The following is a 13,158-nucleotide window of genomic DNA, read 5'->3' as shown; positions in this document are numbered from 1 at the left end:
ATATTAGAATCCGAAATCAATACTTTGCGCACCTGTCTCACTGGAAAGATATGCGGCCTCTACACAAGCCATAGTGTAAATTGCATCTTCAACTGAATTATCCGGGCTCAGACCGGGACTGATCATAGACTTTAGAATTTCTTCCATTGAACCTGTAAAGGCATCAGGAAACCAGGAACCATTCAGCTCCTGACGTTTCCATTCCGCTGTACTGTCCTGCTGAAAGGTAATATATTCGAATTCATCAGGGACACCAACAGGATAATCCATTAACAAACCCATTTTTATTTTGATTGCTCCCCTGGTACCTTCAAATTTGATATAAGACTGCTGATTCTGCAGACCAAAGTTATGGCTGTGATTGGTCAGAATATTTGCACGGATCCGGTCACCATAGTCCATAATGATATTGCTGCGAACTGAGCCCAGTTCCATCGTCGCGGGATGTTTAACCGTTTTTGCATAAACGCCTGAAGGATTACCCCATACAGAGCGAATAAGGTCTATATAATGAATACTATGATATAAGATTTCCAATCTCGGTGACGATCTTAGAAAGCCCCACATATGCCATGGAGTACAAACGTTAACATTAACCTCGATATCATATATCTCTCCAAGCAGACCTTCATCAATCATCCTTCTGGCTTCAGTTATAAAAGGTGCGTAGCGCAATTGAAAATTTACACCGGCGTTAAGCTTTTTCGACCTGCATAAGTTTAATATTTCCTTTGCCTGTTCCATGTTTTCACCCATAGGTTTTTGCATCAGTACCGAAGTACCCTCCGGTAACTGCTCTAAAATTCCGACAATAGCTGAAGCAGGAATTGCCATATCTATCACTGTTCTCCTTTTAATATCTTTGAGTAATCCACTGATGGAAGAGTATATCTTCGGAATACCAAATTCCGCGGCAAGTTCAATGGCCTTGGTTTTATCAATATCATAAATACCAGAAACAGTAAAACCAGCCAGACGATAAGCAGGAAGATGACCAGTTTTAACTACGTTACCGGCCCCGATTATAATGATTTTTTCTTTTGCTTTCATATTCGTTAATTATGTTGCCAGATAATTCCCATAAGTTAAACTGATAACCGCTACGATCAGCGAGAATAATGCTAATACTAAAAATCTGAGACTAATGATTCCACAATTTCGCCACTCTCTCAGGAGCAAACCAGTAATACAACTAAACAGTACAAGCATAATCATATGAATAGCCCAACTAGTAAATTTATAATTACCCATTCTTACATGCGCCAAACCATAAAAAAAGAATTGAGCATACCACAATAGTCCTGTAAGTATTGCCATCAGGTAATTTTGAAATAGTTTTGCGGGTCTCTGATCAAGTTTTAAGCGACTAAATTCGACATGTGTTCTGTTTTGTTTATGGAGAAACATGCAATAAATAAAAGTAGTCAGAAAGGCGCCGCTATTGGTAAATAGATAGATGACATTGGTTTGAAAACCTTTCGCGCCATAACTGGCCGCAATATCCGCAATAGGCTGCCCAACATCAATAGCAATGCCATAAACAGATGAGAGTATTCCTGCCAGCAAACAAAGCGGTAAACCCGTAGCCAGCGAAAAATCATTTATTTTTTTTTCTGGTAAGTTCAATTCCTTAAAACGCCCGGCCAATCCGCATAATGCAATTCCGGCAACCCCCAGAACAATACCACAAATAATCCATTCCGACCCTTTATGGCTCCATAGTCCCACTAAAGTTCCGTGAATAATTGGTGGTAATAAAGTACCAAATACGCAGGAAATTCCAATAGCAATAGCATAAGTCAATGAAAAACCAATATAACGGATAGCCATTCCGAACGCTGTACCTCCAATACCATATACCGCGCCCAGAGCAAATATCTTCCAAATAAGGACTGCCGGAGCCTTATGTAATACCACTAGCAGATGAGGTATAGTAATCCACGCACCAATAATGGGAAATATTAACCAGCAGCAGCCAGCCTGAATAAGCCAAAAAGTTTGCCATGACCACTCCTTTGTTTTTTTTTGCGGAGTATAACACAATGCGGCACAAAGAGCCCCGATAGCATGAAAAGAAATTCCAATGGCCAGACTCATATTTCAGGGTTAATTAAAAGATGAGGATCGATATGCTGAGTTTGAGATGATCTGCTTAAATAAAACTTCTCTGCATTTTGCCAAAACACCTTCTCCAGTTCTTCTGGCGTTAATATGTCAGTCAGAATCTGCTGATATATCTGCCAGTTTTTTTCATAGGTAGTATTCAGTAAGCAAACCGGCCAATCCCCGCCACAAAAACAGCGATCAGGACCAAACAATTCCAGTATATATATAATATATGGTTTAAGATCCTGTTCAGTCCAACAAACAGAGCTGCCATAAGTACTGCTCAAACCAGAAATTTTAACGTACAAATTAGGGTTTTTAGCAGCTTCTTTCATCAGTTCACCCCATATTCCAAACCGCTCTTTTGTAGCAATGGGAGGTTGATTCAGATGATCCAATACTATCTTCAATTCCGGAACCTTGACCGAAACAATAATTGCAGCCATTAAATGAGCTGCTTTAATGCCAACGACATCATATGTGAGCTGATGTGCTGCCAATATCTTTAAACTTCTGATCACTGTTTCCTGTAGTAACCAATACGGGTCAGGTTCTGTATGAATCAGATGGCGTACGCCAACAAAATAGGGATTCCTAAGATATTTTTCTTGTAACGCAATGGTGGTGGCAACGGGATCAGTAAGCGGAACCCAACCTACAACGCCTGTAATCCAATCATATTTTTCAACATTCAACAGCATCCAGTCAGTATCTTCAAAATTATTCGCTGCCTGTACAAGCAATCCATGAGTTATATGTACCGTGCCTTTTATCTCAGTGAGTTCATCCAAACAATAATTACGGTTAAGTAAACTTTGATCATTTTCCAGCCAGCTGTATCTGGCCTGCTGCAAATCCCAGATGTGTATATGTGTGTCAATGATCTTTTTTACCATTTTTTCTACAAATTAAATTCTTCTTCAATTGCTTTTGTATGTTGTCCTAAAGAAGGAGCTCCAACCGATGAATATAATATTCTGCCATCTACTCTTATTGGGCACCTGGTGGTTTTCAGCTGACCGCTGTTCAATTCCACAATCTGTTCCATTTCCAGAATTTTATACCCTTCCTGCTCCATCAGTTCAACATAATTAAATACTGCTGAGCACCACACCCCTGCAGGCTCAAGTATTGAAAGCCAGTAAGCTACTGTATTTTCAAGTAAGAGATTCTGAAGAATTGTCTTAATTTCATCCCGGCAAACAAACCAGTTGTCAGCCTCATTATATTTCTTTAACGCACTGCAGTTCAGTAACTCACCGAGATAATCTACACGATTTATGGATAATGCAATTGCACTATCCTTTGTCCGGTACACACCATAAGGAGCTGACATATAAGAATTTGCATTATTAACCTCTCCTCTTTCCTGCAGCTGCTCTCCATCATTGTAAAAACTAGTCAGTACTTCAAACTGGAAATCAATCAGGCTTTCGAGCATACTCACCTTTACCTGACTGCCTTCTCCACTCCATCCTTTTTTGTACAATGCAGCAAGTATTCCCTGTACCAGATGTGTACCAGCCAGAATATCTGCTACAGCGACCCCCATCGGGGTCGGATTATCATGTTTATTGCCACTCAAATAGGTCAGACCAGAAACAGCTTGCAATAAAAGGTCTTGTCCAGGCTTGTCTTTCCATTCTCCATTCTCTCCATAGCCACTGATTTCGGCATAAATAATTCCGGCATTAATGCTTTTTACAAAAGCATAGGAAAGTCCGATTCGCTCCATCACACCAGGTCTGAAATTATGTATCAACACATCTGCTTTACGTACCAGGCCAATAATCTTTTCCAGGCCTTGTTTATCTTTAAGGTCAATTATAAGACTTTCCTTATTTCTGTTGATGGCATGGAAAATTGTTGATTCTCCGGCAACCTCCACATCAGAAACGTATAAAGTACGGCATATATCACCTATCACAGGTTTTTCAATTTTTATAACCCTGGCTCCCAGATCTGCCAATCTCAGACTAGCTGACGGACCAGATAAAAACTGACTGAAATCAAGTACTAATAAATCATCTAAAAGGTTCATCTCTTTTTTTTAGTTCTTCCATAATTCTAGCTGTATGTTGTCCAAGAGCAGGTGCTGGCCTATTAGAAAGCATCATTTCTCCATTAATCTTTATTGGACAACGGGTAGTGCGGATTTTATGCTGATCATTAATTTCTATTTCCTGCTCTATGTTCAGTTGCTGATAAGTATCTGCCCGCTGAAGTTGCTGCCAGTTTAGCACAGGCATTACCCATAGATTTTCTGCCTGCATTTTATCTAACCAGTATGCGCATGGATGCGTTAAAAAATGTTTGACAAGAATAAGTTTTATTTCATCCCGTTTTTCAAAAGCATCAGTATAAAATTTCAATGGATGGCATTCAATAACTTCTGCTAATTTCTGTAAAGGCATCATTGCTACAGCTATATAACCATCAGCGGTTTCGTAAACCCCATATGGTGCACTTAAAAGCGCATGACCATTGTTTATTTCTGAGCGTTCATGGTGCAAATTACTCTGGAAATAGGTTGTGAAAAATTCAAACTGAAAATCTATCATAGATTCAAGCAGGCTTAATTGAAGCAAAGCTCCTTCACCAGTTTTTTGTCTGCGGATCAATGCGGCCAAAATAGCTTGTACCGCTTGGTTTCCACACAGATAATCAGCAATGGATAAACCGAAAGGCCGGGGACTATCAGATTTATTTCCAGTAGTATAAGTCAGGCCAGAAATTGCCTGAACCAACAAATCCTGACCTGGTTTATATTTCCATGGCCCTTTATTTCCATAACCACTAATTTCGAGATAAATAATACGTGGGTTAACCGCAATTACGTTTTCATAACTTAAACCTAATTTCTCCATCACATCAGGTCTGAAATTATGGGTAACGACATCTGCCATCTTAATGAGTTCCTGCACCATTTCCAATTCATCTTTCTTCTTCAGATTTGCAGTGAAACTTTCTTTATTTCTGTTTATCGTATGAAAAAGCAGAGAACTGTCATTTGTCCACAGATTTTTAATAGCCAACTGTCTTCCCGCATCTCCTTTATCCGGGTTCTCAATCTTTATCACCCTTGCACCAAAATCTGAGAGCCTGAGTCCGGCTAATGGACCAGACAGGTACTGACTGAATTCAAGAACTGTTACATTTTTTAATGGTTTATGCATAATCTGATTACTCATAATTTACAACCTGCTCTTTTTATATAAATGATCTATAGAATTCAAAACGATCTGTGCTGTCCCGCCCTTTTTAAGATATTCTCTGATATAATCTCCAGCTTTGTCCTGAAATTCCAGATAACCATTATATCGGGGCCTCATATACCCTCTTTCCAGAGCCGGTAATGTATCAGCAAAATAATTATGGCTATAGCTATTTACTTCCTGGTTAAGCCATGCTGCACGATGCCCCGGCTGACCGCCATTACCTGCATAAATACCGGACTGAATATTTGGGGAAACTATCCATTCTGTAAAATGCACAGCCCAATCTATACTTGCTGATGACGATGAAACTGCAATTCCGGTTCCTCCTATTGTACTCTTCAATTTTCCGTAATGATTGAATTCTATTAGATCAGAGTAGGAAAGCATGTTTTCCGCATAATATTTTCTTGAATAATTTGAATAACCATAAGCGAAAGGACAATAATAATAGTTATCAGTAGTCGTCATAAGCTCCGCAACATCAATAGGATTGTATTCAAACATTTTTTTGTCGGTAAGACTCCAGAGCTCTCTCATTGTTTCGAGTGCTAATTGTCCGGTGTAATGATCAATAACCTGTTCCTGATTTTGAAAAGGAACGTTGCCATGAGCAAGACAGAACATATAGAAATTCATTAGCAGATCTATAGATACTCCTGGGACTGCAACCCTCTTCTTTTCAGCCATTGCGATTAATTCTTTCCAGGTTTCAGGAATACCAATATTATTTTTTTGGAGCAAATCGTTACGATAACTGGCTACCGGAGTCGCAGCATCAATAGCTAACGCCCACTGATGATCGTCATAATGATAACTCAGATGGGATTGTCCTACTGAATTCTTCAACTGATCTTCCAGGTAAGAAACAGACAGGTATTCATCCAAAGGCAAAACAGACTGAGTTACAGCAGCACGACCAACCCAGGGATGATCGATAATGAGCAGATCATAATGAGATGCCAGTTGCTCGAGAGGAAAATCAGCAAACTCCTGCAAGGATCGTTTCTGCCATCTGATCTCGACCTCAGGGTGCAATTCACTAAATCGCTGGGACGAAGCAACAAGCGGAGTATATCCTCTGCTATGTTCCCAGGTTATTCCGTTTAAAATTATCCTATTCACCTGTACTTTTCTTTTCTACCAGTAAAATATGCTCGCATAACATCACTATTTCATCTTTCTGATTAAAAACTTCAACTAATTCAGTGACCAGACCATGACTTGGTTTTTTATACTTTTTTTTTCCGGAAATGCTGACTTTTACATGAATTGTATCTCCAATAAAAACAGGTCTGATAAAACGGATTCTGTCGTAACCATAGCTTATCGATACTTCATTAACCGAAGTAGCTGTACTACCTATTGCGACACTAAAAATAAGTGTACCGTGAGCAATCCTTTCATTAAATGTTTGTGTTTTACACCATTCGGCATCCATATGATGTGGAAAAAAATCACCTGTCTGACCTGCATGTATCACAATATCTGTTTCTGTGATAGTACGTCCGATAGTCCCCCTTGTACTATCAATAACATATTCTTCATAATATTTTTTTGTAAACATAGATCTCTCAAAATTTTTAAATAAAAAAAGGGACTATTCAGCCCCCTTTTCTGATCAAAGGTAGATTAGCACTAATCAAATCTCCGCGTTCAACTTAAAAGTTTACTTCATTTAACTATCCATTTATAAACTTTTTTTACCATCTTCATACTTTATCCATTCAAAAAAGCTTAATTGTAGATTAATTAAAAGCTAAGCAGACTGTAGTATGAAAGCGGAATTGATTGTAGATGCCCCCATTGTAGAAAGCAGGGATATCTGGGTAAAAAAAATTAATAAACCTTATTTTGACCATCCTTTTCACTTCCACCAGGTATGTGAACTGGTCTGGGTAGATAAAGGGTTTGGAAAATTTATTATCGGCGATCATATCGGTAATTTTTCCCATGGAGAACTGATTCTTCATGGTGCGGGACTACCACATCTATGGCAGTGTGATAAAGCTATGTATACGAACCCGGACTTATTTACCAAAGCAACAACAATCTATTTTTCATCAGCTTTTATAATCAATCTTACTGATAATCCGGAGCTAGTTACAATTACTCATGAGCTGCTTAGAAAGGCAAAAAGAGGATTGCGCATCCTGGGAAATACAAGAGATTTAGTTATCAATGAGATAAAGAAAATAGAAGGCAGTAAGGGTTTTCAGCAACTTTCTCATTTTTTATTAATCCTCGATCTGTTAAGTTATAGTAATGAATACGAATACCTTTCAGGTATTCGTTATGAAAATCCTGCTACAGAATTTGATTTGAACCGTTTCACACAGGTTTATCAGTTCGCAATAAACAATTTTCATCGCGATATCATGCTTACAGAAATTGCTGACCTATGTAACCTGACCCCTAATGCATTCTGCCGTTATTTCAAATCTAAAACTCAGAAAACATTTTCACGATTCATGAATGAATTGCGAATAGGTCATGCGTGTAAACTATTACAGGATGAAAATAATACAATAGACAGTATTTGCTACAGCTGCGGATATAACAGCCAGGTTAATTTCTTTAAATTCTTTAAGCTTATCATGAATAAGACACCTGGAGAATACCGCCAGCGTATAACAAAAATCCAGAGAAATCTGTAATCCAATAGATCAAAGCAATTCATCTAGCTCCAAAATATCCGGATATTGATATTCGGAACAGCACTTCTGTTAAAAAAAGTTAGTAATAGGATTATTTAGGCAAGTTATAATTTCATCCAAGAACTGAAATTAGTTAAAATTAAACCTGGCCAATATGAATCAATTAATACTCTCACCACATCTTGTCAAATTATAACAATTTGATTTCAAACAAGATAATCCAAAAATCAACCGATCGGATTTAAGGATTCCCGAAAAATTATTTTCAATCAACCAATTAAGTGTTCACCTCTTAAATCCATCAGCTATGAGAAAAAATTAACAAAAATTATCTGATGACAATTGTGATCTATCCAGGAATAACCAGAATGAGTATCAACTATTGTCATTAAACTTAATTCAAACAAGTTACTACCATCAAACTAAACCAAGCTATGAAACACCCATTTTATGTTAACCAACATGAAGAGAAACCGTATTACCTGAAATTTTACAGATTTAGGATTCTTGTCTTCATTCTGACAACTACCATTTGTTTATCAGTAACAAAAGGATATCCGGCAACTTCTCTATTTTCATCAGGAGAGAAGTTCATAATTACGAATTTCACACTCGCCGGTCAGGTCATGGATGAAAAAAATAACCCACTGCCCGGGATAAATCTGAAAATTGAAAGCTCCAACAATGGAGTCAGTACAGATTCTAACGGAAAATTCGCTATCAAAAATGTACGCCCAGGAGATATCCTGGTTGTTTCAATGGTTGGCTACATTACACAGAGAATAATTGTTAATACTCCAAATGAACTTATAATTATACTAAAAGAAGATAATCAGGGATTAAACGAAGTCGTGGTGGTTGGCATGGGCACTCAAAAGAAAGCAAGTGTAATCGGGTCTATATCCTCCATTTCAACAAAAGAGCTCAGACAGAGCCCTGTAGCTAATATAAGTAATGCTTTAGCAGGGCGCTTACCAGGATTGATTGCTGTACAAAACAGCGGAGCGCCGGGAGCTGATGCCAGTAAACTTTATATCCGCGGTGTTGCCACATTAAACGGAGCCAGTCCACTGGTAGTAGTTGATGGTGTTGAAGGCCGTACTATAAATGATATAGAGCCCAGTGATATAGAAAGTGTCAGTATTTTAAAAGACGCCACTGCCACAGCAGTTTATGGGATAAGAGGTGCTAATGGGGTGATCTTAATTACCAGCCGCAGAGGGTCAGCTTCAAAAGTGCCTTCAATTTCTTTCACCTCACAATATGGTATTCAAACCCCTACCAAAGTACCAGAAGTGGTTAATTCCTTTGAGTATGCAACACTCTATAATCAGGCCAACAAAAATAATGGAATGCCTTTAACTTATAGCCAGGCACAACTTGACGGTTATAAAAACCATACTGATCCCTATTTATACCCAGATAATAACTTTGAAGATATTCTACTCAGAAATAACTCATTGATGAGTAAACAAAATCTTCAGGTTGTTGGAGGTTCTGATTTTGCTCGTTTTTTTGTTTCTGCTGGTTATCTGTCTCAACAAGGTATCTATAATCATTTTGAAACTCCCTACCCTGCAGATCAGGTATTCAAGAGGTATAATTTCCGGGGGAATGTGGATGTAGATGTCACCAAAACAACCTTATTAAAACTGGATTTATCAGGTAGTTTTGGTTCAGTAAACAGACCGAATTATGCCAATGAGCCCTTCTTTTCTATTGTTCGCTTTGCACCAAATCTATACCCGATAAAAAACCCTGATGGTACCTGGGGATCTATTTCATCTCTTCCGGCTAACCCTGTAGCTGAACTTGCCGATAAAGGTTACAGGGTATCCTATACCGGCCGCTCTCAGGGAACATTTTCGATAACACAAAAACTTGATATGTTTATCAAAGGATTAGCTGCCAGCATTTCTTTATCCTATGACGCCAATTATACACAGACTCAGACCAGAAATAAAAACTATGATTCTTTTGTATATAATCCGGACGGGACTTACACCCGGGCTACGACGGGATCAAAGCTGGCAGCTGTTACCGGGACATACGGTTTAAGCAGATTTTCAACCTACCAGGGCAGACTAACGTATGACAGAACTTTTGGTAACCATACTCTAAGCAGTGCAGCTATTTTTACCCAACAAAAATCATATAGCGACATTAGTATACCTTCTGCACTTCAGGGACTGGCCGGCAGAACAACTTATAATTATAAGAGTAAATATTTTGCAGAAGCAACATATGCTTATAATGGTTCAGAAAATTTTGCTCCGGGTAAAAGATTCGGTTTTTTTCCTGCTGGTGCGATAGGTTGGATTGCATCGGAAGAAGCTTTCTTTAAAGAAAAAATTAAATTCATCACCTTTCTTAAATTAAGAGCTTCGTATGGAGTGGTTGGTAATGATCAGATTGGTAGCAGCCGGTTTTTATTTAACAGTTATTACGCTGATGCAGATGGAATTTCATTTGGGAATCCACCTGCAAATGTACCAGGACTTACTGAAACCTTCCTTGGAAATAAAGACGTTACCTGGGAAAGAGGCTATAAAAAGAATATTGCATTTGAATCCAAGTTATTTGATAACCTGATTAGTCTTAATCTTGATTTGTTTAAAGAAAACAGAAAAAAAATCCTGGTCAACTCCCTCGTCCCGGGACTTGCAGGTTTTCCCAATGCCAGTCCGGTCAATAAAGGTGAGGTTGAAAATCAAGGATTTGAACTTGAAATTGGTATCCATAAAAACATTAGCAAATTATCTCTCAACTTAAGAGGAAATATTGGTTTTAACAGAAATAAAGTTATAGAAAATAATGAAGCTCCTCAGCTTTATGATTATCAATCAGGAATTGGGAAACGAGTGGGACAATACTTTGGTTTGCTTAGCCGGGGATTCTTCAACAGTATAGACGAAATCAAAAACAGTCCAACCCAAACTTATACAAGCAGAGTTATACCAGGAGATTTAAAATATGAAGATGTCAATGGCGACGGGGTTATCAATGATTTTGACAGGGTCGCTATTGGATATTCTGCAGTTCCAGAAATTCAGTACGGAATTACTTTTGATGGTAGTTTCAAAAATTTCGATTTCAGTATACTTTTCCAGGGCTCTGCTCATTCAAGTGCTTACTATGATCAGTTCGGTTATGTACCTTTTTATTCACAGGGTACAGCATTAAAGGCCCACCTGGGCAGCTGGACTCCAGAAACAGCTTCAACAGCTACTTATCCCAGAATAGATATCGGACCAAATGCCAACAACACCCGTATTTCTACATTTACACTTCAGAATGGCAACTATCTTAGAATTAAAAATGTAGAATTAGGTTACTCATTCTCTCAGCGTATAATAAAAAGAGTTGGATTGAAAACGGTAAGGATTTTTGCAAATGCACAAAATCTTGTGACCTGGTCGAAAATTAAGCTGACTGATCCCGAGTATACCGATGGAAGTATTGGCCGGACTTATCCGCAGCAAAAGGTCTGCAATTTTGGTGCAACATTAACATTTTAACATTAATCTCAATAAATAATCAGATCATGAGAAACATTGCCATTATAACCCTAATTATAGCCGTTATCTTTTCTTCCTGCAAAAAGGACTTTCTGAACCTTGCTCCTAATGAAAACATCAATGAAGAGCAGGCTTTCAGCACAATGATCCAAACAGAAAATTTCGTTAATAATATTTATTCAAAATTACCTGTTGCCCAGACAAGGACAGGTGATGGCTTTACAACGCTTGATTGTTTGAGTGACGAAGGCTCTCCCACTTATTTCCAGAGAGGGAAAATTTTTAACGGCGGTGGATACGGCCCTGCAAATATCCAGGATTTTATAGGAGATATCTGGGGGGATTCTTTTGCCGGAATAAGGAAAACAAATATTTTACTGGAAAAACTACCAACGGTTCCTGCCAACAATGAAGATGAAGCCGCTACAAAGAAAAGACTTAAGGGCGAAGCATTGTTCTTAAGATCCTTCTTGTATTTTGATGTTTTAAAAATTTATGGAAGATTCCCTATTCTGGATAAAAGACTAGACCTCAACGATACTTATCAGATTCCGAGAAACAAATATGAAGAATGTGTAGCTTTTATCCTCAAAGATCTTGACGAGGCAATAGCTATTCTTCCTGCAAGTTACCCACCCAACCTCTTGGGACGGGCTAATAAAGCGATGTGCATGGCCCTGAAGTCAAGACTTCTGCTTTATGCGGCCAGTCCATTAAATTCAGCAGATTCCCCTTCAAAATGGCAGGAAGCAGCTAAAGCGGCTAAAGATCTCCTGGATTTGAATCAATTCTCTCTATATAATAACATAGCTGATAAAGCGAATAATTACAAAGCTATCTTTAATGTTTTCGCCAACAATGAAATTATCTGGTTCATGAATCTGGGTAATGGCAAAACCTACGAACAAAACTATTACCCGATTAGTAGCAGTGGCTGGGGCAATATCTCTCCAACACAAAATCTGGTTGATGAATATCAAATGGCAAACGGAAAAGACATTAATGATCCTGCCTCCGGTTATAATCCAGCAAAACCATATGTTGGTAGAGAACCCCGCTTTTATGCAACAGTATGGTATAATGGCAGTATTGTCAGATCTAAAACTATTCAGACATTCCCGGGAGGAACAGACGCAATCAATGGGGGAGACAATAATACTAAAACCGGCTATTACCTAAGAAAATTCTGTGATGAGACAATCAATATATCATCAGGAGCGGGAAGACAAATGATGAGTATTTGGTTTAGGCTGGCAGAGATCTACCTCAATTATGCAGAAGCCAGCAATGAAGCAAATAATGACCCGGCGGCCGATCCGCTCATTTATACTTATATCAATTTAATCCGGACAAGAGCCGGACTACCAGATTTACCTACCGGATTATCCAAAGTACAAATGAGACTCGCTATCAGACATGAGCGAAGGATTGAGCTCACGTTTGAAGAGCATCGTTTTTTTGATGACAGGAGATGGAAACTGAATTTCGGCGGTGATATCAAAGGGATAGTTTGGGATTCTTCAAGTGCAAATTACACAATTACTGTTACTGAAAACAGACCATTTGATACAAAAATGTGGTATATGCCAATTCCTCAAAATGAAATTAACATCACCCGTATGGAACAAAATCCAGGCTGGCAATAAAAAAGGGTGCATAAGC

At 38.4% G+C, this 13,158-nt stretch carries 10 protein-coding genes; 3 read left to right on the top strand and 7 right to left on the bottom strand.

What is annotated here, in order from left to right:
* Window positions 1-3 precede the first annotated feature (3 nt).
* The 7 genes from PL_RS01755 to PL_RS01725 are packed head-to-tail and all read right to left on the bottom strand — an operon-like array spanning window position 4 to window position 6,888.
* A complete protein-coding gene (locus PL_RS01755; protein ID WP_041885479.1) occupies window positions 4-1,050 on the bottom strand; it encodes a Gfo/Idh/MocA family protein in 1,047 nt (348 codons plus the stop codon).
* A gap of 9 nt (window positions 1,051-1,059) precedes the next feature.
* Window positions 1,060-2,097, bottom strand: a complete 1,038-nt coding sequence (locus tag PL_RS01750; protein ID WP_041885475.1) for an L-rhamnose/proton symporter RhaT — start codon at window positions 2,095-2,097, stop codon at window positions 1,060-1,062.
* Window positions 2,094-3,002: an amidohydrolase family protein gene (locus PL_RS01745; protein WP_082036024.1), complete on the bottom strand. Its 909-nt coding sequence runs from the start codon at window positions 3,000-3,002 to the stop codon at window positions 2,094-2,096. The genes PL_RS01750 and PL_RS01745 overlap by 4 nt, the downstream gene beginning before the upstream one ends.
* Window positions 3,003-3,007: 5 nt before the next feature.
* Entirely contained in the window at window positions 3,008-4,147 is a 1,140-nt protein-coding gene (locus PL_RS01740; protein WP_041885472.1) for a CaiB/BaiF CoA transferase family protein, read from the bottom strand.
* Window positions 4,131-5,297 carry a CaiB/BaiF CoA transferase family protein gene (locus PL_RS01735; protein WP_235324631.1) on the bottom strand — a complete coding sequence of 389 codons (1,167 nt, stop codon included), beginning with the start codon at window positions 5,295-5,297 and terminating at the stop codon, window positions 4,131-4,133. The genes PL_RS01740 and PL_RS01735 overlap by 17 nt, the downstream gene beginning before the upstream one ends.
* A gap of 3 nt (window positions 5,298-5,300) precedes the next feature.
* Window positions 5,301-6,446, bottom strand: a complete 1,146-nt coding sequence (locus tag PL_RS01730; protein WP_041885469.1) for an extracellular solute-binding protein — start codon at window positions 6,444-6,446, stop codon at window positions 5,301-5,303.
* Window positions 6,439-6,888, bottom strand: coding sequence for a MaoC family dehydratase (locus tag PL_RS01725; RefSeq protein WP_041885466.1), 450 nt, complete (start codon window positions 6,886-6,888; stop codon window positions 6,439-6,441). Before PL_RS01725 ends, PL_RS01730 begins: the two co-directional genes overlap by 8 nt.
* Before the next feature lie 208 nt (window positions 6,889-7,096).
* On the opposite strand from PL_RS01725, the gene PL_RS01720 reads away from it, so the two are divergent.
* From PL_RS01720 to PL_RS01710, 3 genes are all read left to right on the top strand, one after another.
* Window positions 7,097-7,978, top strand: coding sequence for an AraC family transcriptional regulator (locus PL_RS01720; protein WP_041885462.1), 882 nt, complete (start codon window positions 7,097-7,099; stop codon window positions 7,976-7,978).
* Between the two features lie 434 nt (window positions 7,979-8,412).
* A complete protein-coding gene (locus PL_RS01715; protein WP_052496528.1) occupies window positions 8,413-11,496 on the top strand; it encodes a SusC/RagA family TonB-linked outer membrane protein in 3,084 nt (1,027 codons plus the stop codon).
* A gap of 26 nt (window positions 11,497-11,522) precedes the next feature.
* Window positions 11,523-13,142: a RagB/SusD family nutrient uptake outer membrane protein gene (locus PL_RS01710; protein ID WP_052496527.1), complete on the top strand. Its 1,620-nt coding sequence runs from the start codon at window positions 11,523-11,525 to the stop codon at window positions 13,140-13,142.
* Window positions 13,143-13,158 lie beyond the last annotated feature (16 nt).

It is taken from the genome of Pedobacter lusitanus, from assembly GCF_040026395.1.
Classification (GTDB): Bacteria; Bacteroidota; Bacteroidia; order Sphingobacteriales; family Sphingobacteriaceae; genus Pedobacter; species Pedobacter lusitanus.
This window is presented reverse-complemented; position numbering and strand designations above follow the sequence as displayed.